This window comes from Uliginosibacterium aquaticum (assembly GCF_012972705.2).
GTDB lineage: Bacteria > Pseudomonadota > Gammaproteobacteria > Burkholderiales > Rhodocyclaceae > Uliginosibacterium > Uliginosibacterium aquaticum.
Map to the genome: position 1 here is coordinate 1459342 of NZ_JABCSC020000001.1, position 23944 is coordinate 1483285.

The following is a 23944-nucleotide window of genomic DNA, read 5'->3' on the forward strand; positions in this document are numbered from 1 at the left end:
ATTGCCGTGCCTGATAACATGACCAAGTCTGAACTGATCGAGCGCTTGACGGCGCGCTTTCCGCAGCTTGGTGCGAAGGACGCTGATGTCGCGGTGAAGATGATTCTCGACGAGATGGCCGCCAGCCTGGCGCGCGGTCATCGCATCGAGATCCGCGGCTTCGGCAGCTTCGGGATCAATTACCGGCCGCCACGCGTGGGGCGCAACCCCAAGTCGGGTGACAAGGTGCTGGTGCCGGAAAAGTATGTCCCGCATTTCAAGGCAGGCAAGGAACTGCGCGAGCGCGTGGATCGCATCGAGTGATTTGCTACTGTTCGCTGTAACAAAAAAGAAGGCGGCCCTAGGGTCGCCTTCTTTTTTGCGCTGGTCTGAAGGATAATTACGCCTTATGAAGATCTTCTCCCTGCTGCTTCGAGCGTTTGTCTTTCTGCTCCTGCTGGGCTTTGCCATCAAGAACGATGGTCTGGTCACGGTGCGTGCCTATTTTGATACGAGCTGGCAGATGCCCCTGGTCTTGCTGATCCTGGCGATGTTCGCGCTCGGAATGCTGGCGGGTGTGCTGGCCATGCTTGCCAGCAGTCTTGGGCCACGACGCGAGCTTGAACGCCTGCGTAAATTGCTGCCGTCCTCTTCAACCCGTTCGCCCGTGCAGTCTGACGACGCGGACGCCTGACCTTTCGCTCAATACATGGATTTTGAACTCTGGTGGTTGCTTAGCTGGCCGCTGTTTTTTGGCGCTGGCTGGCTGGCGGCGCGGATCGATATTCGTCATCTGGTCAACGAGTCACGTGCCTTGCCGCGTTCGACCCTCTCTGGCCTGAATTTTTTGCTCAATGAGCAGCCGGATAAGGCGATCGACTCCTTTCTTGAAGCAGTTCAACTTGATCCGCAAACGGTTGAGTTGCATTTCGCTTTGGGCAATCTGTTCCGCAAGCGTGGTGAGCTGGATCGTGCCATTCGCATCCATCAGAGTCTGGTGGATCGCGAGGTCATCAGCGAGGAGCACCGTGAGCAGGCCCTGCAGGAACTGGGGGAGGATTACCTCAAGGCGGGGCTTCTTGACCGCGCCGAGGCGGTCTATCTGCAGTTGCGCAGCACTAGCCGGAACGAAGTGGCCAATGATTCGCTGCTGCAGATCTACCAGCAGGAAAAGAACTGGCAGCGCGCGATCGATATCGCACGTGACATGCCGCGCCGTGGCAGCCACCGCTGGGAAGTCGACATCGCCAATTTCTATTGTGAAATTGCGGCGACGGCCATGGCGCGCTCGGATTTCGAGGCTGCTCGTGTTCAGTTGCGTCTGGCGCTTGAGAGCAATCGGAAATGCGTACGTGCCAACTTGTTGCTTGGCGAGGTCCTTTCAGCTCAGGGGGATGATGTCTCTGCGGTTGAGGCCTGGCAGGAGATTGCCCATCAGGATCCGATGTATCTCTCTTTGATTGCCGAGCGTCTGATGGATGCACATCGCCGCCTCGGCCATGAAGAGAAAGGCGCTCAGTTTCTCAAGACTCACCTCGGCCAAACGCCTTCGCTGGACCTGCTGGAAACCGTCTTCAAGTGGGAAATCGAGCGTAAGGGCGTCGATGCGGCCTATACCCTGGTGCGCGACGAAATCAAGCGCAACCCGACCCTGTTGGGTCTGGAAAAACTACTTGAGGCGGCCGAGCACACCATTGCACCAGAGCGCAAGGGTGACTTGGATATGGTCAAGTCATTGATCCATAGCCATACCCGCCGCGTAGCGCGTTATTGCTGCAAGGATTGTGGCTTCAAGGCGCGTCAGTTTTACTGGCGCTGCCCTGCGTGTGGTGGATGGGAAACCTATCCGCCCAAGCGCACCGAAGAATTCGATCTGGCCATCTGAGCCAGCTCCCAACTTCTTTTTCAGGAAGTCCTGAACGATGAAAATCACCGTAGTCGGTACCGGTTATGTAGGTCTGGTGTCGGGCGCATGCCTGGCCGAGGTAGGTAATGACGTGCTTTGCCTGGACGTCAATCCGGAGAAGATCCGCGTCCTCAAGGAAGGCGGCATCCCTATTCATGAGCCGGGTCTGGATCAGGTTGTGGCACGCAATGTGGCTGCAGGTCGTCTGCATTTCACGACCGATATTGAAGAGGCTGTGCGTTTTGGCACCATTCAGTTCATTGCCGTGGGGACGCCGCCCGATGAAGATGGCTCAGCCGACCTGCAATACGTGTTGGCGGCTGCGCGCAATATTGGTCGTCTGATGAATGACTATAAGGTTGTGATCGACAAGAGCACTGTGCCTGTTGGTACTGCCGACAAGGTGCGTGCTGCGATTGCTGAAGAACTGCGGAAGCGCGGCGTGGTTGTGCCTTATAGCGTCGTCTCCAACCCCGAGTTCCTCAAAGAGGGAGCGGCGGTGGACGACTTCATGCGCCCCGATCGCATCGTCGTGGGGGCTGAGGATGATCAGGCGATCAACCTGATGCGTGCACTGTACGCACCGTTTCAGCGCAATCACGAGAAGCTGGTGATCATGGACGTGCGTTCGGCCGAGCTGACCAAATATGCAGCCAATGCCATGCTCGCCACGCGCATCTCCTTCATGAACGAGCTGGCTGTGCTGGCCGAGAAGCTTGGTGCGGATATCGAACAGGTGCGCCAGGGGATCGGCTCGGACCCGCGTATCGGCTGGCACTTCCTGTACGCCGGCTGTGGCTATGGCGGCTCGTGCTTTCCCAAGGATGTGAAGGCATTGATTCAGACGGCGGCAGGGGCTGGGCAGGGTTTGAAAGTCCTGCAAGCCGTGGAAGACGCCAATGACGCACAGAAGCTGGTACTGGTCGACAAGATCGTGCGTCGCTTTGGCGAGGATCTGACCGGCAAGCATTTTGCTTTGTGGGGGTTGGCCTTCAAACCGAATACCGATGACATGCGCGAAGCGCCAAGCCGCGTGATCATTCATGAATTGTTCAAACGTGGCGCTACCGTGACCGCTTACGATCCGGTAGCGATGGATGAGACGCGGCGGATTTTTGGCGATGACTCTCGTCTGAGCTATGCCAGCCGCCCGATGCAGGCTTTGCAAGGGGCAGATGCACTGGTGATTGTGACTGAGTGGAAGGAGTTCCGCAGTCCTGATTTTGAGGCCATCAAGGCAATCCTGAAGAGCCCGGCGATTTTCGACGGGCGCAACATGTACGACCCGGCTCTGCCGCGTGCGGCAGGTCTGGACTATGAGGCGATTGGACGCAAATGAGCACTGCCAAGCCCCTGCCTGTGATTCCTGCCACCTCTGCCGCGCGCGTGCTGGTGGTGGGGGATGTGATGCTGGACCGTTACTGGTTCGGTGAGGTCAATCGCATCTCCCCGGAGGCGCCGGTGCCGGTGGTGCATGTGCAGCGTTCTGAAGAGCGCCCGGGCGGGGCTGCCAATGTGGCTCGCAACGCAGCAGCGCTCGGCGCGAAAGTATCGCTGTTATCCGTGGTCGGTAACGACGAGCCGGCGCAGGCGCTGGAGAAGCTGCTTGCCACGGATGGCGTGCATACCCGTCTGCATCGCGACCCCGCCTTGTCTACGACCATCAAGCTGCGCGTGCTGGGACGCCAGCAGCAATTGCTGCGCATTGATTTCGAGAATCTGCCGACGCATGAAATCCTGCGCAACAAGCTGGCTGATTTTGCGACACTGCTGCCCGAACATGACGTGATTGTCTTGTCCGACTATGGCAAGGGCGGTTTGGCGCATATTGCCGAGATGATCGCGATGGCACGTGCGGCCGGCAAGACCGTACTAGTCGATCCGAAGGGTGACGACTACAGCAAGTACAGCGGCGCTAGCCTGCTCACGCCGAACCGCTCCGAGTTGCGTCAGGTGGTCGGCCAATGGCGCAGTGAGGAAGATCTGGTGCACAAGGCGCAAGAGCTTCGTCAGTCGCTGGATCTGGATGCGCTGCTGGTTACGCGTTCGGAAGAGGGCATGAGCCTGTTCCGCGCGGACGGCATGGTGCATGAAGGCACCCGCGCGCAGGAAGTGTTCGACGTTTCCGGCGCCGGTGACACGGTGATTGCCACGCTGGCTGTGATGCTCGGAGCCGGTTGCGATCTGGTCGATGCCATGCGCCTCTCCAATCATGCTGCCGGTATTGTGGTGGCCAAGCTGGGTACGGCTACCGTCACCCTCGAAGAAATGCTCGCGGAGTAAGCAATGTCCCGTTATTACATCGTTACCGGCGCAGCCGGCATGATCGGCTCCAACATCATTGCGGGCCTCAATGCTCGTGGCATCCGGAACATCATCGCGGTCGACAACATGACCAAGGGTGACAAGTTCCGCAATCTGGTCGATCTCGAAGTGGCGGACTACTTCGACAAGCACGATTTCCGCGATGCGCTGCTGGCCGGCCAGTTTGACGGCAAGGTCGAAGCCATCCTGCATCAGGGCGCCTGCTCCAACACCATGGAGCACAACGGCCAGTACATGATGGATAACAACTACCGTTACACGGTGGATGTGCTGGATTTCTGCATTGCGCAGAAAACTCCCTTGCTCTACGCCTCCTCGGCTGCGACCTATGGTGCGAGCAGCACTTTCCGTGAAGAGCCGGAGTTTGAAGGCCCGCTGAACGTGTATGGCTACTCCAAGGTGCTGTTTGATCGCGTGCTGCGGAGCCGCTGGAGCGAGCTGACCGCCCAGGTGGTGGGCTTCCGTTATTTCAACGTGTATGGCCCGCGCGAAGCGCACAAGGCAGGAGCGGGTTCGTCGGTGGCCTTCAACGCCTTCCACCAGTTCCGCAAGGAAGGCCGCGTCAAGCTCTTTGTGGGGTGTGATGGCTATCCGGATGGCGGGCAACTGCGTGATTTCATTTACGTTCAAGACGTCGTGGCGGCCAATCTGCATTTCCTTGAGCATCCTGAGCAGTCCGGCATCTTCAATCTCGGTACCGGACAGGCTCAGAGCTTCAACGACGTTGCTCTTGGCGTCATCAATGGGGTTCGTGCCCATGAAGGCAAGCCGGTCCTCAGCTTGGCGGAGATGGTGGCGCAGGGGCTGATTGAGTACGTACCCTTCCCGGACATACTCAAGGGCAAGTACCAGAGCTTTACCCAAGCGGACATCTCCAAGCTGCGGGCTGCTGGCTACACTGCCGCCTTCCATGACGTCGCAGCTGGCGTCGGGAAATACTGCAGCAAGCTTCTGGAGAGCCAGTAAGTCCTGGGGCTCTCCTTCATTCATCACAAGGGAGAGTCCTCTATGTTGAAAAAGCTGTTTGTCGCCGTGCTGGCTTGGGTTGCATCCATCGGTTTCGCTATGGCTGCCGTGAATATCAATACGGCAACTGTCGAGCAACTTGAAAGCCTGGCCGAGATCGGTCCGACCAAGGCCCGCGCCATCGTTGATTACCGCAAGACTAATGGCGGCTTCAAGACGCTCGAAGAGATCAAGCAGGTCAAGGGTATTGGTGACAAGACTTTTGACAAGATCAAGCCCCAGCTGAGCCTGACTGGTGAGACAAAGATTGAACCCCAGCCGGTCAAGGGCGATAAAAAAGCAGATAAAACGACAGCCAAGCCGGCCAAGGCTGAAACAGCTGCTGCTCAGCCAGCGGCAAGCGAGAAGAAGGGCAAGATCTAGTCTTCGGCCTTGCCACGCTTTACCCGCGCCCCGCTTGCCGGGGCGTTTTGTTATGCAGGTATTCCCGGCGTGAGGGGCACGGCATGGCTACAATCCGCTATATTCGGCCCCGCGCTGTATTATCCGCCCCGCGCTGTTTCCCACGATTGAAGAGAGTTCGCCATGACCTACGTAGTGACCGAAAATTGCATCAAGTGCAAATACACCGATTGCGTGGACGTTTGCCCGGTTGATTGCTTCCGCGAAGGGCCGAACTTCCTCGTAATCGATCCGGATGAGTGCATCGACTGCACCCTGTGCGTCGCCGAATGTCCCGCTGAGGCCATCTTCGCCGAGGATGATCTGCCGGCCGATCAGGAGCACTTCACCGAGCTGAACGCCACGCTGGCCAAGGTCTGGCCCGCCATTGTCGAGCGCAAGGATCCGCTGCCGGATGCTGACGAGTGGAACAAGGTCGCTGACAAGCTCCAGCATCTGGAAAAGTGATTTTTCTGTAGGAGTGGCCTCTGGCCGCGAGCTCGCGGCCAGAGGCCACTCCTACCCAAAACAGATGCGACAAGACAAGGCGCAGTGCCGCAAAGGCCTGCGCCTTTTTCTTTGCGCTTCTGGCAGCATTGCGGGATGACTTGCACCCGGCATTCCATCGCGCCCGATGCGCACTTCCTCCCGCGTTGTGCGGCGCAGATCCTCGCTTTTCTGACGCCTGCGGGCGGCCCGGCGGACCTCTCGACGGCAAGCCTGCTGTTGCCCAATCTCAAGCTCGCGCCAGCCCTGAATGATGCCCTGCGCGCTGTCGCAGGCGGGCCGCTGCTCCTGCCGCGCATCGGCACACTGTCCAGCCTCGTCGAACCCTGGCTCACGCAGCACCCGGTGATGCCGGACGCGCGCCGCCAGTTGATCCTGCACAGCCTCCTGCGCCGCCAGAACTGGCTGGATGAAGCCATGTTGTGGGACGTGGTCGCTGAGCTGACCCAGCTCTTCGACACCCTCACCGAATACGCGGTCAAACTGCCAGCGAACGAAGCCGAATTGCTTGAGAAGCTCGAACGCGGCTTCGAGCTGAAAGACAGCCAGCCGCTGAACTTCGAAGCGCGCTTGGTGAACACCCTGTGGCGGGCCGAGGCCGAGGGCGAGCATTCGTGTGCCGCCGCGCGTCTGCTTGCGGCGGCGAGCTGGGTCGATAGCCTGACAGGCCCGCTGATCGTGATGCTCGAAGCGCCGCCCAGTCAGCCCATGCAGGCGCTGATCGAGCAGGCTGCCGCCCGCGTGCCGGTGCTGGTACTGGAACCAACCCGGGCCGTGGCCGAAGGCGAGTTGGCCGAGCTGCTGGCGCGCGTCTGGCCGGCGAAGAGCGATGCCCCGCCGCTGCGCGCGCGCATGGAAGGCTTCTCAGCCGATCAACTCAAAGCTGCACGCGAACGGCTGCGCCTCGTCGAAGCCGAGAGCCTTGAAGACCTCGGCGCGGCCGTCGCTCAACAGGTGATCGACTGGCTCATTGAGGGTCGCCGCGAGATCGCCATGATCGCCTGCGACCGCCTCGCTGCGCGCCGCGCCCGCGCGCTGCTGGAGCGCGAGGGCGTGCTGGTGCAGGACGAAACCGGCTGGAAGCTCGTCACCACGCGCGTCGCGGCGGTCGTCGATGCCTGGCTGGAAGTGATTGCCTCGGATGCCTGGCACCGCGCGCTGATCGATCTGCTGCGTGCGCCGCTGATCTTCGCCGACCTCGACCCGCTCACGCGCGGGCAGGGCGCGGATGCAGTGGAGCGCCTGATCCGCGAGAGCAGCATCGCCAGCGGGCTGGATCGCCTGCGCGCCGAGGCCGTCGAGCGCCAGATGTCCGAAGCCTTGCCACTGCTGGATCGCCTGATTGAGGCGCGCGCCGCGCTGCGCCCCAATGCCGCTGGCACCCTGGCGGACTGGTTGCGCCGCCTGCACAAGAGTCTCGACCTGCTCGGCGCCTTGCCGCACTTCAATGAGGATCAGGCCGGCCTGCACTGGCTCGAATGGCTGGAGACCCGCGCGGCGGAGCTCACCGAACCGGCAGGCGATGAAGTGCCGCGCGAGCGCAGTTTCCGCTTCGCCGCCTGGCGCACCTGGTTCAACCGCCAGATGGACGCCGAGCTCTACCGCGACGAGAGCATTGCCAGCCCGGTGATCATGACCCACCTCGCCGCCACGCGCCTGCGCCCGTTCGACGCCGCCATCGTCATCGGCGCGGACGCCGAACACCTCGCACCGCCCGCCGCGCCCGGCTGGCTGACCCATGCCGGCGTGCGCCACGAACTGGGCCTGCCGGGGCTGGATCTGGACCGTGCCCAGCTGCGCGAAGATCTTGCCGGCCTCGTGCTCGCCAGCGACGCCGTAGTGATCGCCTGGCAGAGCCTGCGCCGCGACGAAGCGCTGATGCCGGCTGCTGAGGTGGCCGTGCTGGAAGCTGCGCTGCGCCTGGCGAGCGGGGAGAGTCTTGTCGACAAGGCCGCCCCGCGCGCCTGTCCGGCCAGCCCGGATGTGGCGCTCACCGCCGCCGCTGCGCCCAGCGCGCCGACCGCGCGGGTGCCGACGCGCGTCTCGGCGAGCAGCCTGCAGACCCTGATCAATTGCCCCTACCGCTACTTCGCGCGCTATGTGCTGCGCCTTGCGGAACTCGACGAACTCAGCGAAGGCATGGAGAAGAAAGACTTCGGCGAGCTGCTCCACCGCATCCTGCGCGACTTCCACGCGCAGCACCGCACACTCGCCGGCCATAGCGACGAAGCGCTGCTCGCCGCGCTCGAAGGCTTCACCGAGGCCGCCTTCGCTGGCGTGGTAGCGCGCAACTTTCAGGACCACGCCTGGCGCCTGCGCTGGCGCGGGCGACTGGCTGACTACATCGCCTGGCAGCGTGACCGCGAGAAAGAGGGCTGGCGCTGGCAGGGCGGTGAAGTGGAAGAGCGCCGCGAACACGAGATCGGCCCCGGCCGCAGCCTCACGCTGCAAGGCCGCATCGACCGCGTCGATGTCAATGCCGTGGGCCAGCAGGCGCTGCTCGACTACAAGTCCCGCGCCATCAAACCCCTGCGCGATCAGGTGCAGGACCCGGACGACGTCCAGCTCGCCTTCTACGCGCTGCTCACCGGTCAGTGCGTGGCTGAGGCCGCCTACGTTGCGCTCGACGGTGACGAACTTGCTGCCGCGCCGCTGGCCGAGCCCGAAGAGCGCGCCGGCAGCCTGCAGGACCTGATCGACGTCAGCTTCAACGCCATGCTCGATGGCGCGCGCATGCCTGCGCAGGGTACGGCGGGAGCCTGCCAGTATTGCGAGATGCGGGGGCTGTGCCGGAAAGAATGGGTCGCGTGAGCGGGATTTATGTAGGGTGCAATCGAAGCGCCGCAGGCGCGCATTGCACCGTATGTGGTGGCGCAGGTGGAAACATCCGGCGCAATGCCCTGCGGGCGATTGGCGCCCTACGATGATTGCGCCTTACGAGGTGGCGGCTCACGACTTCTTCGTGTCTTCGTGTCTTCGTGAGAGTAAAAGCACCCCACACGAAGCCACGAAGTCACGAAGGTTTACGCGGCTGCTTTCAATCTGAGGGCCGAATCTACAGGCGAAACAAACCCAAGCTTGCTTTGCCTGATTTGAAGTAGTAACGTTACTACAAGTGTTTCCGCAGGAGCTTCATCATGAGCCTCGCCACCTTTTCCAGCCGCCAGTTCAATCAGGACACCAGCCGTGCCAAGCATGCCGCCGCCAGCGGGCCGGTGATCATCACCGACCGAGGCCGCCCCTCGCATGTGCTGCTCAGTTTCGAGGAATACCAGCGCCTCAGCGCCGGCCAGCCCAGCATCATCGATCTGCTCGCCATGCCCGGCGTGGAAGATGTGGACCTCACCCCGCCGCGTGCCGAGGGCATCGCCCGCCCGGCGGAGTTCGAGTGATGTTCGTTCTGGATACCAACGTCGTCTCCGAACTGCGCAAGGCCAAAAGCGGCAAGGCCGACGCGAAGGTGATCGCCTGGGCCGCCGCGCAGCAGCCTGCCGGCCTCTACATCTCTGCGATCACCGTGCTGGAACTTGAACTGGGCATCCTGCAGGTCGAGCGGCGCGACGCCGCGCAGGGCGCCTTGCTGCGCACCTGGCTCACCCAGCATGTGTTGCCGGCTTTTGCCGGGCGCATCCTGCCGATTGATGCTGCCGTGGCCCAGCGCTGCGCTCGCCTGCATGTGCCCGACCCGCGCAGCGAGCGTGACGCCCTCATCGCCGCCAGCGCGCTGGTGCATGGCATGCAGGTCGTGACGCGCAATGTCGCGGACTTCGCGCAAATGGGCGTGGGCTTGGTGAATCCGTGGGACAAGGCGTAGGGCGCAGTGAAACTGCGCCGAGTTGCGCCGAGTTGCGCCGGCTTGTGTTTGCCATGCGGCGCGGTTAGCACCGCGCCCTACGACTGCGCTCTCAACGATTACCTGCTCAAGGAGTTCCGTGCATGAACGCCCGTCCTCATTTCCTGCCCCTGCGCAGCTTAGTGCTCGCTGCGCTAGCCCTGCCGCTGCTTGCCGCCTGCGCCAGCGGCCCCACGCCCTCACAGCGGCAACGTGCCGACACGGGCCACGCCCTGTTTGAAGACCGCTGCAAGAACGTGGCCGGCATCAAGATCTACAAGACGGTCGCGGAGGTGGAGGGGATTGTGCTGCTGAAGGTGAGGCCACGCCCAACGAGTGGCTGGGCTGACCCGATGTGGCCAGGGGCGGCGTTTGCGCTGGAGCGATGGGCAGATGAGTACATCAGCTCATTTCTTTTGTACGAAAACGCAGCAGGCAATGGTGACGGCACTCCCGGCTCGATTACGCCCAGTGACCGTGGCTATGTGAGCTCACGACCATCTGCGTATCCCGGCTACCGCTACGTGGATGTGGTGGAGGAAGGTACGGGGGTGAAGTGGAGGTATTCGGGTTACTACGACCGGCCGTGGGAACGTGATCCGGACCGTTACTCATCGAAGAACCCATATTCATTCTGGAAACTGAAGCGTGAGCCGGCGCCGGCGGAAGGGCCGCGCTATGGGGTGACGTATGAGGATCACGTGATTCCCGAAGAGCGGGCCCTAGGACTGGCGAGCAGCACGGTGAAGGTGCTGGACCTCAAGACCAATGAAGTGCTGGGCGAATTTACGCGTTATGCCTGGACGCCGGCCAAACCGAACTCAGCTGACCCGTCGCCCTGGCTAAGCGCCTACAAGTGCCCGGGGCATGCAGTTGGGGCGGACGCCGCCACACGAAAATTTGTTGATCAAGTACTCCTGCCTCGCAAGGACAAATAATCATGGCCACTTACGACATCACCACAGCCTACAAATACGTCAATCTGCAGCCGAGCAGGGTGCGCACCGCGCACGCGGAATCGGTTCGCTGCTCCTGGTAATGGTGCGCGTTGCGCTCCCTACCCAAATCCTGAATGAACATGACCCCCGAACACCGTCAAACCCAACGCTTCCTCGCCCTCGATCCCGCTCGCAGCGTGGTGGTCGAGGCCTGTGCCGGCAGCGGCAAGACCTGGCTGCTCTCTGGCCGTCTGCTGCGCCTGCTACTGGCCGGCGTCAAACCCGGCGAGATCCTCGCCATCACCTACACGCGCAAGGCGGCGCGCGAGATCGAGGCGCGCCTGCGCGGCCTGCTCGCCGAGCTGGCGCGGGCCGATGACGACGCTGCGCTGAAAATCCTGAGCGAGCGTGGCCTGTCGGCGGCGGCGGCCACGGCGGCGCTGCCGCGTGCGCGCGGGCTGTTCGAGGCGGTGCTGGCGGCCGAGCCGCCGATCACGATCACTACCTTCCACGGCTGGTTTGCGCGCCTCTTGGGCGGTGCGCCACTGCAGAGCGGGGTGGCCGGGTGCACGCTGGATGAGGCCGCTGGCAGCCTGCTCGACGAGGCCTGGGCGCAGCTCGCGGCCGATTGCGCGCGCGCGCCGGATGGGCCGGTGGCGTACGCGCTGCTGTGGCTGTATGCCGAGGTGGGCCGCGCGATGAGCGAGAAGCTGCTGCGCGCCTTCGTGGATCGGCGCGCCGAGTGGCGCGTGTGGCTGGAGGCGCAGGGCGGTGTGGATGCGGCGCTGGCCGCGCTCGATGCGGCTTTCGGCGCGGGTGGCGATCCGTTCGCCGATTGCTTCACGCCGGCGCGGCTGGCGGAGCTGGAAGACTTCGCGCGCCTGCTCGGGCTGAACACGGCCGGCGATCAGGCGCTGGGCAATGCGCTGGCACAGGCAGTGGTGGATCTGCGTGAAGCCTTCGACAAGGATGTAGGGCCGGCTTCAGCCGGCGATGTGCGGCTGAAGCCGCACCTACAGGATGATGCGGGCCCCGCATTCACGGCAATCCGCGCTGCCTTCCTCACCGCCACCGGCAGCGCACGCGCGCGCAAACCCAGCGCGGCACAGGCCAAGCGCCTCGGCGCCGGGGAAGATACTTTCCTGACCCTGCACGAGGCCTGGAGCGCGCGCCTGATCGCGGCCATCGAGGCGCAGCAGGATCAACGTAACGCCGCGTTCAACCGGCAGGCGCTGGTGGTGGGCGAAGCCCTGCTGGCGAAGCTGGAGGAACTCAAGCGCTCACGCCGCGTGATGGATTTCGGCGATCTGGAAGCCGAGATCGATCGCTTACTGCACGCCGAGGGCACTGCGGCTTGGCTGCAGGCGCGGCTGGATGCGCGCTACCGCCACATCCTGCTCGACGAGTTTCAGGACACCAACCCGTTGCAGTGGCGCATCCTGCGCGCCTGGCTGGACGGCTATGCAGGAACGGGCGTGGCCAAGCCCGGCGTGTTTCTGGTGGGCGACCCGAAGCAGTCGATCTACCGCTTCCGCCGCGCGGAGCCGAAGCTCTTTGCGGCGGCGGGGGAATACTTCCAGCGCGAGTTCGGCGCGGAATACGTGAACAACGCCCACACCTTCCGCAATGCGGCTGGCGTCGTCGCGCTGGTGAATGCGGCCTTCGACGGCGTGCCGGGCTTCTCGGCGCAGACCACCGAGCAGGCGACGCTGCCGGCGCGCGTCGAATTGCTGCCGCTGATTCCAGTGCTGGAGGCGGCGGAAGAAGAAGCCGGCGAGGGCTGGCGCCTGCCGCTGGAGGCGCCGCGCGTGGAGGCGGAAGACTTGCGCCGCGCCGAGGAGGCCGCGCTCATCGCCTGCCGCATCAATGAAATGGTGGGCTGCTGGCAGATCGGAGAGGGCGACAAGGCGCGCCCCGCTCGCTATGCCGACGTGCTGATCCTGACGCGCGCCAAGACGCGGCTTGCCACTTACGAGGCGGCGCTGCGCGAGGCAGGAATTCCCTTCGTGAGCCCGGGGCAGGGCGGGCTTCTGGCCACACTCGAAGCGCAGGATCTGCTCGCCGTGCTGCGTTTTCTGGCTGACCCGGCGGACAATCTGCGCCTCGCGCACAGCCTGCGCACGCCGGCCTTCGGCTTCACGGACGAAGACCTGCTGGCCCTCTCGGCCGAGCGTGGGCCGTGGTGGCCGGTGTTGCGGCGGCTGGGGAAGGAAGATACCGATGCAACCGAATCCCGTCATTCCCGCCCTTCGACAAGCTCAGGACAGGCCGGGCTTTGCCCGAGCGGGAATCCAGAGACGTTGAATGACACAGAGAGGCAGTCACTGGGTCCCCGCCTTCGCGGGGACGACGGTGGTGTGCGGGGTGAGACGCCTTTCCAGCGCGCTGTCCGCTTGCTCTCCGGTTGGCTGGAAGCTTCGGCCCACCTGCCGGCGCATGACCTGATCGACCGCATCTTCCACGAGGCGGACTGGTTCGCGCGCACCCGCGCCGCCCTGCCGGCCGCGCTGTGGCCCGGCGTGCATGCCAATCTTGAAGCGCTGCTGGAACTGGCCTTGAACGTGGATGCCGGGCGCTACCCGAGCCTGACGCGCTTTGTCGATGAGCTGGCGCGCCTGTCGGCGGCTGATGAGGAGGCGCCGGATGAAGGCCTCGTGGCCTCGGCGGGAGAAGGCCTGGGCCGCGTGCGCATCATGACCATCCACGGCTCCAAAGGCCTGGAAGCGCCGATTGTGTGGCTGATCGACGCCAACGCCACGCCGCGCAACGCCGAAGGCTATGGCGTGGTGATGGACTGGCCGGCGGAGGCAGATCTGCCGCAGCACTTTTCCTTGCTTGGCCGCGTCAGCGAAGTCGGCCCGGCGCGCCGCGCCTTTCTGGAGGCCGAGAAGCTGGCGGCCGAGCGCGAGGAGCTGAACCTGCTCTACGTGGCGATCACCCGCGCCGAGCAGGTGCTGATCGTTTCCGGCATCGCGCAGGCGCGCAAATCCAGCGTGCCGACGGCCTACAGCCGCATCAGCGAAGCGATGCTGAAGATGGGCGCGGAGCTGGGCACAAAGGGTGAATTGCCCGCCGTGCAGCGTCCGGCAGATTTCTTCGGGCAGACCGAGCGGGGCGATGCGGCGGCTGTGCAGCAGCCGGCGGTGCCGAAAGTGGGCGAACAGCGGAGCCGTGCGCCGCAGACAGTTCTGGATGCGAATGCACAGGGCATGGCTTTTGGCAGCGCACTGCATGCCTGGCTGGAGGCGTACTGCGCGGGCTGGCCGCTGCCGAAGGCGGAGGCGGCGGTGGAGCAGGCTGCGCGCAAGTTGCTGGGCCGCCCGACGCTGACGCGCTTCTTCGATCCCGCGCAATACCGGCGCGCTGGTAACGAGACGAGTTTTGTCGGGCATGACGGCAAGCCCGGCCGCATCGACCGCTGGGTGGAATGCGAGGATGCGATCTGGGTGCTCGACTACAAGAGCGGCCATGCGCCAGCGGATGCGCTGCTGGCGGATTACCGGCTGCAGATTGCAGGCTATCGCGCGCTGCTGACGTCGGTTTTTGTGGGCAAACCAGTGAAGGCCTTGCTGGTCTTCACTGAGGGCGGGGAAGTGGTGGTGGACTGAGGGCTGGACTGGCTGCCTTTGTAGCTCTCTCCTGGCCCGGTGGTCTTACATGCCCAGATCATCCAGCAGCTTGTCGTGCCGGCCTTCTCCGCTGGGGCGAGTTTCCACTTCTGTTTGTGCATCGGACTGGGTGCGGGAGAGCAGCTCATCCGGATCCTGGGCGGCCTGAGGCTCGAAGTCGTAGAGCTGGATGAACTCGGTCCGGTCGATCGCCATTTCCAGATAGAAGATGTTATTGCGGCCGGTGTGGAAGGTTACCCGGCGGGCTTCCGGCGTATCGATATTGGTATCCACGCTCAGCATCACCTGCTTGTTGATGACCAGCATCTTGGGCTGGCTCTGGGTGATGTGCGTCTGCAGTTCGTTCGCCATGGTGGCCACGAACTCGCCCACGATCTGGTTCATCAACTCACCCATGACGTTGCTGACGTCGTCCGAAGTGTGGGCAGTGGCGAGATCGGCCTTGCTCATGCCCATGTTGAGCATGTATTGCTCATACAACTCCATGGCGGCCGGGGCCGAGAAGTTCAGCACCACCAGCCCGGAGAAGCCCCCGTCAAACAGTACGAAGCAGCCGATGTCCGGCTTCAGGCAGGTTTTGGTGATCCGCTGCACCATGCCGGAGTAGCGGATCTGGCTGTGGCTGGCCGCCTTGAGTACTCCGCTGACGGCGTTGCACAGGCGGATCAGGACATCTTCGGTGCCGAAAACGGCAAGTGCTTTCTTCTCGGTCATGGCGTAGCCAGTCTTGTCATACGGTGAGAGTACCGCTTGTCCAGCATAGTTGCGGCAGGCTTGGCATGACAGTCGGGAATGCCCCGGTAAACCCCGGCTGTTCAGCGTCAAGGCAAGGTGGCGCCTGCCGGGCGTGTGTTTTATCGCGGAGGCAGCAGGTAGAGGGCGACCGCGAAGGTGAAATAGACGCCCAGTGTGAGTACCCCGATGAACCAGGCACTGCGGCCGCTGTTGGAAATCAGCGCTGCAGTGAGGGTGGCAAACAGGATCATCAGCACGGCGCCCGGCCACAACACCAGACTCATCGGAGCCGGGCCGACGAAGTGGCTGACGATCACCAGTACCGGAGCCACGAACAAGGCGATCTGGGTGGCGCTGCCTAAGGCGATTCCGACACTGAGGTCCAGACGATTCTTGCGCGCGCCGGAAAATGCCGAAGCCATTTCGGCTGCAGCGCCAACCAGAGCTACCACCACAAAGCCGACAAAAGCGCTGTTCATGCCGAATGACAGGGCCGCTTCCTGCACTGAGGCGACGAAGATCTCCGAGACCAGTGCGACCAGCACCGTGACGCCGGCCAGCGTACCCAGTGCCAGGGGGAGCGACCATTGTTCGTGCGCTTCAGCTTGAGCCTCCTCTTCATGGGTGGCAGAGCCGAAGAATTCGCGATGGGTCACCAGTGAGAAATAGAGGCCCAGAGCGTAGATGGCGATCATCAGCAGGGCCAGTGCGAGGCTCAGGTCCTGCAGCACCGGAGCATCAGCGGCTACGCCATGGGCCACAGCCGTTGGTACCAGCAGGGCTGTGGTGGCAAGAAAAAGCAGGCCCGCCTGCAGGCGGGCACTGGCGGCATTGAAATTCTGGGTGTGGTGCTTGAGACCGCCAAGCAGGAAGGATGCGCCCAGCATGAACAGGATGTTGGTAACGATAGCGCCTGCGATGGAGGCTTTGACCAGCATGTATTCACCGGCACTCAGGGCGGCGAAGGCAATCACCAGTTCGGTGAGATTGCCCAGAGTTGCGTTGAGCAGGCCACCGATGGTGTCACCGGTACGCTCGGCGACCGATTCGGTGGCTGTGCTGAGCAGGCCTGCTAACGGAATGATGGCCAGCACCGAGAGGACGAAGAGCAGCGTGCCGCTTGCCGCACGGAGGTGTTCTGTGAGGAACAGAATGGGCACGAAGACCAGTAGCCACAGGAGTGGGGTGCTGCGGATGGTTTTCAGGAGTGGGCGCATGCTGGCTTTTCCTCACGGTTCAAGGGTATGCGGCTAGTCTGTTGCCGCATCCCCTGCGATTGCCAGCGAGCAGCCCTTCAGGCTGCCAGTTGCTTCAAGGTATTTCGTACTTTGTTGACGCGTTCGGCAAAACTCTCGGCGGTGATGCTGATGGTGAGCTTGTCCTGCCCGGCGAGTTTCCAGTTCCGGTTGTTCTGGATCAGCTTGATGATCTTGATCGGCTCGATCGGCGGGTTGGGCTCAAAGTGCAGATGGATACGGCCTTCAGAGGCATCGATCTTGATGATGCCCAGGGGCTTTGCGGCGATGCGCAGGCGGTGGGTTTCGAGCAGGGCCTGACCTTGCGCGGGCAGCTCGCCGAAGCGGTCAATGAGCTCTTCCTGGATGGCTTGCAGTTCGTCCACGTCCTCGCAGTTGGCCATGCGCTTGTAAAGCGTGAGGCGTTCTTGCACATCCGGGCAATAGGCGTTGGGCAGCAGCGCCGGGGCATGCAGATTGATTTCGGAAGTCACGTCCAGCGGCTGGGCCAGATCGACTTCCTTGCCGTTTTGCAGCGCCTTCACCGCGCGGTTGAGCATCTGCGAATACATCGCGAAGCCGACCTGCTGGATCTCGCCGGACTGGTTGTCGCCCAGCACCTCGCCGGCGCCGCGGATTTCCAGGTCGTGCATGGCGAGGAAGAAGCCGGAGCCCAAGTCTTCCATCATGGTGATGGCTTCCAGGCGCTTCTGGGCGTTGGCGCTGGGCTTGGCGTTGGCATCGGTCAGGAGATAGGCATAGGCCTGGTGGTGCGAGCGCCCGACGCGGCCGCGCAGCTGGTGCAGCTGCGCGAGGCCGAAGCGGTCCGCGCGGTTGATGACGATGGTGTTGGCGGTGGGAATGTTGATGCCGGTTTCGATGATGGTGGTGCACAGCAACAGGTTGGCGCGCTGGGCGGTGAAGTCCTTCATCACGCGTTCCAGCTCGCGCTCGTTCATCTGGCCGTGGCCGACCACGATGCGCGCCTCGGGCAGCAGCTCGGTGAGCGTGTGGCGCATGTTCTCGATGGTGTCGACTTCGTTGTGCAGGAAGTACACCTGCCCGCCGCGCTTGAACTCGCGCAGCACGGCCTCGCGCACGATGCCCTTGCTCCAGCCCTGCACGAAGGTCTTGATGGCGAGGCGCTTCTGCGGCGCGGTAGCGATCACCGAGAACTCGCGCAGGCCTTCCATCGCCATGCCCAGGGTGCGCGGGATCGGCGTGGCGGTGAGGGTGAGGATGTCGACCTCGCTGCGCAGGTTCTTCAGGGCCTCTTTCTGGCGTACGCCGAAACGGTGCTCTTCGTCGATGATCACGAGGCCCAGGCGTTTGAATTCAACGTCTTTCTGCAGCAGGCGATGGGTGCCGATCAGGATATCTACCTTGCCCTGCGCCAGCATCTCGATGGCTTCGGCTTGCTCCTTGGCGGTCTTGAAGCGCGAAATCTCGGCGACTTTGATCGGCCAGTCGGCGAAGCGGTCGGCGAAGGTCTGGTAGTGCTGTTCGGCCAGCAGCGTAGTGGGGCAGAGCACGGCGACCTGCTTGCCGTCGGCCACCGCGATGAAGGCGGCGCGCAAGGCAACTTCGGTCTTGCCGAAGCCCACGTCGCCACACACCAGCCTGTCCATCGGGCGGCCCGAGCGCATGTCGTCCACCACGGCGTTGATGGCGTTGAGTTGATCCGGCGTTTCCTCAAAGCCGAAGCCCTCGGCGAAAGCTTCCAGGTCGTGCTGCTTGAAATCGAACTTGTGACCTGGGCGCGCGGCGCGCTTGGCATAGAGCACCAGCAGCTCGGCGGCGGTGTCGCGAACTTGTTGGGCAGCTTTGCGTTTGGCTTTTTCCCACTGCCCTGAGCCGAGCTTGTGCAGCGCGATGTTCTCGGGGTCGGCTCCAGCGTAGCGGGTGATCACATGCAGCTGGGACACCGGCACGTAGAGCTTGGTGTCCTCCGCGTATTCCAGATGCAGGAATTCGGTGTCGCCTTCGCCCATGTCCATGTGAACAAGGCCCAGATAGCGGCCGATGCCGTGACTCTGGTGCACCACCGGGTCGCCGATCTTGAGTTCCGACAGATCCTTGAGCCAGCCTTCCACCGTGCTCTTGCGGGCATCCCGGCCGCGTCCGCGCGGGCGGGCCTGGGCCGCGTAGAGCTCGTTTTCGGTGAGGATCGCGATGTTGGCGCCGGGCAGCACGAAGCCCGCCGAGAGCGGTCCACTGGCCAGCCCGAGGCGGGCGTCGGTGGCGAGGAAGCCGGCCAGATCGGCACTGGCGGCGGGTTTCAGATCGTATTCGTGAAAATACTCGGTGATGGTCTGGGCACGGCCGGCTGACTCGGCCAGCACCAACACCCGCCACGGGAAGTTGGCGAGGTAGTGCTTGAGTTTGTGCAGCGGGTCGCTGGCTTTGCGCTCTACGCCAAGATCCGGCAGCGCCGAGCTGAGCGCGTGGCCCTCATTCTTCTCGCCCATGGCGACGCGTGGCAGCGCTTTGGCGGCAAGCCAGAAAGCCTCTGCCGGCAGGAAGAGTTGCTCGGGGGGCAGCAGGGGCCGCGCGCGGTCACCGGCCATCAGGCGGTAGCGGCTGTTGGCCTCGACCCAGAAGGCTTCGATGGCGGCAGGCACATCTTGATGGGTGACCAGCAGCACATTCTTCGGCAGATAGTCGAAAAGGCTGGCGGTGGCATCGAAGAACAATGGCAGGTAGTACTCGATGCCGGCGGAGGCGACGCCGTTGGAGACATCCTTGTAGATCGGGCTCTTGGTCGGATCACCCTCAAAGGCTTCACGGAAGGCGGCACGGAAATGACTGCGCCCCTTGTCGTCCATCGGGAATTCGCGCGCCGGCAGGAGGCGGATTTCCGGCACCGGGTAGACGGTGCGCTGGGTGTCCGGATCGAAGGTGCGGATGGTGTCGATCTCGTCATCGAAAAGATCGATCCGGTAAGGCAGCTTCACACCCATCGGAAACAGGTCGATCAGGCCGCCGCGCACCGAGAATTCGCCGGGGCGCACCACCTGGGTCACATGCTCGTAACCGGCCAGCGCCATCTGCAGCTTGAAGGCCTCCACATCCAGCACCTGCTTGGCCTTCATGAAGAAGGTGTGGCCGGCGAGATACTGGGGCGGCGCCATGCGGTACAAGGCGGTCGTGGCCGGCAGCAGAGTGATGTCCGACTCGCCCTTGTGGATCGCGTAGAGCGTGGCGAGGCGCTCGGAGATCAGATCCTGGTGCGGCGAGAAGTTGTCATAGGGCAGGGTTTCCCAGTCCGGCAGCAAATGCACGCGCAAGCCCTGGGCGAACCAGGCGATCTCTTCGACGAGGCGCTGCGCATCAAGCGGATTGGCGGTGATGACGATCAGCTTCTGCCCGCTGGCCGCGAGCTGGGCGAGTGCGGCGGCATCGGCCGAACCGTGCAGGCGCGGCAGGTCGAAACGCTGGCCGGGCTTGGGCAGGCTAAAGGCGGCGAGGGGCTGGAGCGGGGGCAGGGCTGGGGAGCTCATCGTGGTGTGCAGCAATGGAAAACGCCGCGCAAAAGCCCTTGCGGGCTGCGCGGCCGGTGTGGCGGGGCAGGTTCTGGTGCGCCGGCCGTGCTAGCTGGCCAAGCGCTGACAGGAGCGGATTATAAGGCGTCCGGGCGCGGCCGATGCTGCGCGGTGATTTTCGGCCCCGTCTGCAGGCATGGGTTTCCGTTCGACGGAGCTATCTGCACTCTGGAGGAAAAGACTTGATTGCAGTATTGAACAATCCTCAAGCTCCGCCTACCGGATCCAATTGACATGCCGCAGAGCAAGGGAGAGCGCCCACAGGGAGCGCAGGGATCCGCAACATTATTGGAGAAATAGATGAAGCTGAACCCTCTGTTTGTCGGGCTGCTCGCGGCATTGCTGGCGAGTGGGGCCCAGGCCGCCAACCGGCCGTCAGGCTATACAACCATCTGCAAGGAAGGGGCTGCCTGCAACGTGGCGAGTTCGACCAAAGTCGCTTTTGGTCGCGCTGACAAGTTCTTCTACCGGCAACTTACAGGTGCCTTTACCTGTAGCCAGGCTACCTTCGGTGCGCGAATTCCCGGGGGTGTGAATGAATGTTCGGTGCCGCTGGCAGGATCGAGCAGCAGTTCGTCAACCGCGTCGTCGCGTGCTTCGTCGAGCGCGCTGAGCAGTTCGAGTGCCGCGAGTTCTTCGGTTGCGAAATCCTCTGCTACCAGCTCTGTCTCCAGCAGCGTGACTTCCTCGCGGGCCGCATCGTCGGTGGCGGTTTCGAGTGCCGCAGCTTCTTCCGTGGCTTCCTCGGCAGCTTCGTCCAGCAGCAGTTCGGCCGCGCAATGCAGCGCCTATACCTGGCCGAAGTACACGCCCGATCTGAACTACGACATGAAGACCGATAGCACCAATGCCACGGTGAATCCGGCCAACTTCAAGCTCTATCTGGGTTGCAACGCCAGCCTCGTGGCCGGCTACAAGACCTCCGGGCGCTTTGCCTTCATCTGGGGCAAGAACCGCAACCCGGCTATTACCGATGCCCACATCGATGCCTTGCTCGCACACATGAACAAGGACGCCGACTACATCCACAACGTGATGGGCTGGCCGGTCGATAAGCTGCAGCAGCAAGGCTACTTCAGCAACATCTATCTCTTTGGCTCGGGTCTGTGCACCGACAGCGCCAGCAATACCGAGAAGGGGGGCTGGCAGAGCGGTATCAATGGCTATCCGATGGTGTTGCTGTCCTACTACCCGGTGGTGACCGCTAGCGAGTACAACGGCGTCACGCATGAATACATCCACGCCATCATGGCCAGCATGGGCAACAAGGCTGCCTGGTTCAACGAAGGCTCCAACACCTGGCTGCAGATGACCATGACGGGCAATCGCACTGGCTCGCGTGGCGTGGGCTTCCTGGATGGCGCACCTTTCCTGGCTCCGCACATGCCGGTCGAGAACTACAGCGGCTGGCTGCAGGACGGCACTTTCGGCGGCCCGAACGCTGAAGGCGTGCACATGGAAACTGCGAGCGGACAGCAGATCGGCACCTGGCGGGAATACCTCGGCGGCAACCAGTACAACGCTGCCTTCTCCCACTTCATCGCGCTTTATCTGTCGCAGGGTTCGAACGCCTGGATCTGGAAGAAAGGTACGCAGAACAACATCCTGGCTTCTCTTTCCGAAGGTCTGGGTGATGCGCAGACCCGCCGCCTGATCACTGAATACCGTGCCCGCCAGGCCATGGTCGACTTCGGTGTCTGGACGGATGGTTTCAAGGTGCCCATCAATGACAACTGGGCACGCACCATCGTCTCCGAGGGGTCGGCTGGCGGCTACTACAAGCAGACCAGCCACAAGCTGAGTTTCTACGCGGCCACCACCCAGAGCAGCACGACCCTGATCCCGGCGACCGATACCTTGCCGGGCTGGAGTGGTGCCAACCAGATCCCGTTGAAGGTCAGTGGTAACAAGGTGCGGGTCAACTTCCAGCCGCTGGGCAACAACATGCGCTTCCAGCTGGCCTATCGTGCAGCCGATGGCACGGCGGTCTATAGCCAGCCTGTGGAAAGCGGTGAGTCGTGTCTGGATCTGAGCAAGACGCCGAAGAACGGCGTCGTGGTCGGCATCGCCACCAGCACGGATTACCTCTACAGCGGCGAGGCTACGCGCAAGGCCAAGTATGACTACCGCGTCCACCTGCTTGAAGGGGTGAGCGGTACGGCTCCGCTCTACGACAAGTACTACCAGTAATTCAAGCTCTTGAGTCCTGGCCGTTCTCCCGCTTTGGCGGGGAACGGCCTTTTTTTTCGGACTCAGCGCCGGTAAAGCCGGCACAGGCTGGCGAGCAGTTCGCCATGGCGCGGCTGCAACTGCGCCCATTCGAAGCGCCACTGCCAGTAGCCCTCGGCCTTGCCGGGGAAGTTCATGCGCGCTTCGGTGCCGAGGCCGAGCACATCCTGCAGCGGATGGATGGCGGTGTCGGCTACGCTGGCGCAGGCAGCGCGGATCAGGCTCCAGTGGATGTCAGCGCCGTCGATGGCGAGGTAGTCACGCACATGCTGGCGTTCGGCCTCGCTGATTTCGGCCCACCAGCCGCGCGTGGTGTCGTTGTCGTGGGTGCCGGTGTAGACCACGGTGTCCGGGCTGTAGTTGTGCGGCAGGTAGGCGTTTGCGCTGCGTTCCTCCCCCTGACTGCCAAAGGCGAAATGCAGGATGCGCATGCCGGGCAGGCCCAGTTGCTGGCGCAGGGCGTCGACCGCCGGGGTCAGGATGCCCAGGTCCTCGGCGATGATCGGGAGCGGGCCCAGCGCTGCGCTGATGGCCTCGAACAGCGCAGCGCCCGGGCCGGCCAGCCAGCGTCCCTTGATCGCATTGGGCTCGCTAGCCGGAATCTCCCAGTAGTCGACGAAGCCACGAAAGTGATCGATGCGCACGATGTCGACCAGCTCGAAAGTGCGACGGATGCGGGTGATCCACCAGGCGTAGTGCTCGGCGGCGTGGGCGCTCCAGCGATACAGCGGATTGCCCCAGCGCTGGCCCTCTGCGGTGAAAGCATCCGGTGGCACGCCGGCCACTACCTGCGGCTTGCCATCCGTATCAAGTTCGAACAGATCAGGCCGAGCCCACACTTCGGCGCTCTGATAGGCGATGAAGATCGGTGCGTCGCCAATGATCTGGATGCCTTTTGAATGAGCATAGGTTTTGAGTGAATGCCACTGGCGGAAGAAGGCGCACTGACAGAATTTCCAGAAGTTGATGCGCTCGGCATGCTGCTGGCGTGCTTCATTCAGCGCGGCGGGCTCACGCCGGGCCAGCGGCGCAGGCCAGTCGCACCAGTCCTGCCAGCCATAGTGGTCGGCGAGCGCCATGAACAGAGCGTAGTCGTCCAGCCATCCGGCCTGCGCGGCACAGAAATTGGCGTAGTTCTGGCGGGCCTGGCTGCTGGCAGAGAGGAAGAAACAAGTGGCGGCTTCCTGCAGGCGGGCCATGCGCCAGGGGACGACAGCGGAGAAGTGGATGGCCGTGCCGCTGAACGCCGGATCGGGCGTGAGCGTGGCGGGCAACCAGCCTTGCGCCTGCAACTCGGCCAGATCGATCAGCAGCACATTGCCGGCAAAGGCCGAGCTGCTCATATAGGGCGAGTTGCCGGGGCCAATGCCGCCTAGTGGCAGGATCTGCCACAGCGACTGGCCGCTGGCGGCGAGCCAATCGACGAAGTGGCGCGCTTCGATGCCCAGATCGCCAGAACCATGCGGGCCGGGGAGCGAGGTGGGGTGGAGGAGGATGCCGCTGGCTCGGGGGAAGCGCATGGGGTGAGTCCTTTTTGCTGCAGATACAGAAGATATTTGTAGCCCGGATGGAGGCCGAAGTCCCGAATCCGGGGGCTGCTTCCCGGATTCCGCTGCGCTGCATCCGGGCTACGGGTGTTGCAAGCTGCGGCCTCTGGTCGCGTTTTGTGTAGGTGCGGCT

18 protein-coding genes are annotated in these 23944 nt (G+C 63.1%); 14 read left to right on the forward strand and 4 right to left on the reverse strand.

From position 1 onward, the window contains the following. Positions 1-18 precede the first annotated feature (18 nt). The 13 genes from HJ583_RS06475 (at position 19) to HJ583_RS06535 (ending at position 14502) form a co-directional block, all read left to right on the forward strand. Positions 19-303: an integration host factor subunit beta gene (locus HJ583_RS06475; RefSeq protein WP_101943072.1), complete on the forward strand. Its 285-nt coding sequence runs from the start codon at positions 19-21 to the stop codon at positions 301-303. Between the two features lie 85 nt (positions 304-388). Next, positions 389-673: a LapA family protein gene (locus HJ583_RS06480; RefSeq protein WP_170021127.1), complete on the forward strand. Its 285-nt coding sequence runs from the start codon at positions 389-391 to the stop codon at positions 671-673. Between the two features lie 15 nt (positions 674-688). Continuing rightward, on the forward strand, positions 689-1864 hold the full coding sequence (gene lapB / locus HJ583_RS06485) for a lipopolysaccharide assembly protein LapB (protein WP_170021128.1): 1176 nt from the start codon (positions 689-691) through the stop codon (positions 1862-1864). 37 nt (positions 1865-1901) lie between these two features. After that, positions 1902-3224: a UDP-glucose dehydrogenase family protein gene (locus tag HJ583_RS06490; RefSeq protein WP_170021129.1), complete on the forward strand. Its 1323-nt coding sequence runs from the start codon at positions 1902-1904 to the stop codon at positions 3222-3224. Next, positions 3221-4168 carry a D-glycero-beta-D-manno-heptose-7-phosphate kinase gene (gene rfaE1, locus HJ583_RS06495; RefSeq protein ID WP_170021130.1) on the forward strand — a complete coding sequence of 316 codons (948 nt, stop codon included), beginning with the start codon at positions 3221-3223 and terminating at the stop codon, positions 4166-4168. The genes HJ583_RS06490 and rfaE1 overlap by 4 nt, the downstream gene beginning before the upstream one ends. Positions 4169-4171: 3 nt before the next feature. Next, positions 4172-5176: an ADP-glyceromanno-heptose 6-epimerase gene (gene rfaD / locus HJ583_RS06500; protein WP_170021131.1), complete on the forward strand. Its 1005-nt coding sequence runs from the start codon at positions 4172-4174 to the stop codon at positions 5174-5176. Positions 5177-5218: 42 nt separating this feature from the next. Then, positions 5219-5599 (forward strand): ComEA family DNA-binding protein, encoded by a 381-nt coding sequence (locus tag HJ583_RS06505; protein ID WP_170021132.1) that lies wholly within the window; start codon positions 5219-5221, stop codon positions 5597-5599. Positions 5600-5761: 162 nt separating this feature from the next. Next, positions 5762-6085 carry a ferredoxin FdxA gene (gene fdxA / locus HJ583_RS06510; protein ID WP_170021133.1) on the forward strand — a complete coding sequence of 108 codons (324 nt, stop codon included), beginning with the start codon at positions 5762-5764 and terminating at the stop codon, positions 6083-6085. Between the two features lie 135 nt (positions 6086-6220). Further along, positions 6221-8935: a PD-(D/E)XK nuclease family protein gene (locus HJ583_RS06515; protein ID WP_170021134.1), complete on the forward strand. Its 2715-nt coding sequence runs from the start codon at positions 6221-6223 to the stop codon at positions 8933-8935. Between the two features lie 326 nt (positions 8936-9261). Beyond that, complete coding sequence (locus HJ583_RS06520; RefSeq protein WP_170021135.1) at positions 9262-9516, forward strand: type II toxin-antitoxin system Phd/YefM family antitoxin; 255 nt, start codon at positions 9262-9264, stop codon at positions 9514-9516. Continuing rightward, positions 9516-9938: a type II toxin-antitoxin system VapC family toxin gene (locus HJ583_RS06525; protein WP_170021136.1), complete on the forward strand. Its 423-nt coding sequence runs from the start codon at positions 9516-9518 to the stop codon at positions 9936-9938. Before HJ583_RS06520 ends, HJ583_RS06525 begins: the two co-directional genes overlap by 1 nt. A gap of 122 nt (positions 9939-10060) precedes the next feature. Continuing rightward, positions 10061-10894 carry a hypothetical protein gene (locus HJ583_RS06530; protein ID WP_170021137.1) on the forward strand — a complete coding sequence of 278 codons (834 nt, stop codon included), beginning with the start codon at positions 10061-10063 and terminating at the stop codon, positions 10892-10894. A gap of 140 nt (positions 10895-11034) precedes the next feature. Beyond that, the gene (locus tag HJ583_RS06535) at positions 11035-14502 is read left to right on the forward strand and encodes a UvrD-helicase domain-containing protein (RefSeq protein WP_170021138.1); all 3468 of its coding nucleotides are present in this window, start codon (positions 11035-11037) and stop codon (positions 14500-14502) included. A gap of 45 nt (positions 14503-14547) precedes the next feature. Here the strand turns inward: HJ583_RS06535 and HJ583_RS06540 are convergent, their stop codons facing one another. From HJ583_RS06540 to mfd, 3 genes are all read right to left on the reverse strand, one after another. Continuing rightward, entirely contained in the window at positions 14548-15237 is a 690-nt protein-coding gene (locus HJ583_RS06540) for a DUF3334 family protein (protein ID WP_170021139.1), read from the reverse strand. Between the two features lie 140 nt (positions 15238-15377). After that, positions 15378-16475: a calcium/proton exchanger gene (gene cax, locus HJ583_RS06545; protein WP_170021140.1), complete on the reverse strand. Its 1098-nt coding sequence runs from the start codon at positions 16473-16475 to the stop codon at positions 15378-15380. Positions 16476-16552: 77 nt separating this feature from the next. After that, positions 16553-19993, reverse strand: a complete 3441-nt coding sequence (mfd, locus tag HJ583_RS06550) for a transcription-repair coupling factor (RefSeq protein WP_170021141.1) — start codon at positions 19991-19993, stop codon at positions 16553-16555. 342 nt (positions 19994-20335) lie between these two features. On the opposite strand from mfd, the gene HJ583_RS06555 reads away from it, so the two are divergent. Beyond that, positions 20336-22225, forward strand: a complete 1890-nt coding sequence (locus HJ583_RS06555) for a hypothetical protein (RefSeq protein ID WP_173863640.1) — start codon at positions 20336-20338, stop codon at positions 22223-22225. A gap of 62 nt (positions 22226-22287) precedes the next feature. On the opposite strand, the gene malQ is transcribed toward HJ583_RS06555, so the two are convergent. Then, a complete protein-coding gene (gene malQ / locus HJ583_RS06560) occupies positions 22288-23784 on the reverse strand; it encodes a 4-alpha-glucanotransferase (protein WP_170021142.1) in 1497 nt (498 codons plus the stop codon). Between the last annotated feature and the right edge of the window lie 160 nt (positions 23785-23944).

Excerpts from the sequence above, each read along its gene's own strand:
- HJ583_RS06540 (WP_170021139.1), bottom strand. The coding sequence starts at position 15,237 with ATGACCGAGAAGAAAGCACTTGCCGTTTTCGGCACCGAAGATGTCCTG.
- HJ583_RS06525 (WP_170021136.1), top strand. The coding sequence starts at position 9,516 with ATGTTCGTTCTGGATACCAACGTCGTCTCCGAACTGCGCAAGGCCAAA.
- HJ583_RS06475 (WP_101943072.1), top strand. The coding sequence starts at position 19 with ATGACCAAGTCTGAACTGATCGAGCGCTTGACGGCGCGCTTTCCGCAG.
- HJ583_RS06505 (WP_170021132.1), top strand. The coding sequence starts at position 5,219 with ATGTTGAAAAAGCTGTTTGTCGCCGTGCTGGCTTGGGTTGCATCCATC.
- malQ (WP_170021142.1), bottom strand. The coding sequence starts at position 23,784 with ATGCGCTTCCCCCGAGCCAGCGGCATCCTCCTCCACCCCACCTCGCTC.
- cax (WP_170021140.1), bottom strand. The coding sequence starts at position 16,475 with ATGCGCCCACTCCTGAAAACCATCCGCAGCACCCCACTCCTGTGGCTA.
- HJ583_RS06535 (WP_170021138.1), top strand. The coding sequence starts at position 11,035 with ATGACCCCCGAACACCGTCAAACCCAACGCTTCCTCGCCCTCGATCCC.
- mfd (WP_170021141.1), bottom strand. The coding sequence starts at position 19,993 with ATGAGCTCCCCAGCCCTGCCCCCGCTCCAGCCCCTCGCCGCCTTTAGC.
- HJ583_RS06520 (WP_170021135.1), top strand. The coding sequence starts at position 9,262 with ATGAGCCTCGCCACCTTTTCCAGCCGCCAGTTCAATCAGGACACCAGC.
- lapB (WP_170021128.1), top strand. The coding sequence starts at position 689 with ATGGATTTTGAACTCTGGTGGTTGCTTAGCTGGCCGCTGTTTTTTGGC.
- rfaE1 (WP_170021130.1), top strand. The coding sequence starts at position 3,221 with ATGAGCACTGCCAAGCCCCTGCCTGTGATTCCTGCCACCTCTGCCGCG.
- HJ583_RS06530 (WP_170021137.1), top strand. The coding sequence starts at position 10,061 with ATGAACGCCCGTCCTCATTTCCTGCCCCTGCGCAGCTTAGTGCTCGCT.
- HJ583_RS06490 (WP_170021129.1), top strand. The coding sequence starts at position 1,902 with ATGAAAATCACCGTAGTCGGTACCGGTTATGTAGGTCTGGTGTCGGGC.
- rfaD (WP_170021131.1), top strand. The coding sequence starts at position 4,172 with ATGTCCCGTTATTACATCGTTACCGGCGCAGCCGGCATGATCGGCTCC.
- HJ583_RS06515 (WP_170021134.1), top strand. The coding sequence starts at position 6,221 with ATGACTTGCACCCGGCATTCCATCGCGCCCGATGCGCACTTCCTCCCG.
- HJ583_RS06555 (WP_173863640.1), top strand. The coding sequence starts at position 20,336 with ATGAAGCTGAACCCTCTGTTTGTCGGGCTGCTCGCGGCATTGCTGGCG.
- HJ583_RS06480 (WP_170021127.1), top strand. The coding sequence starts at position 389 with ATGAAGATCTTCTCCCTGCTGCTTCGAGCGTTTGTCTTTCTGCTCCTG.
- fdxA (WP_170021133.1), top strand. The coding sequence starts at position 5,762 with ATGACCTACGTAGTGACCGAAAATTGCATCAAGTGCAAATACACCGAT.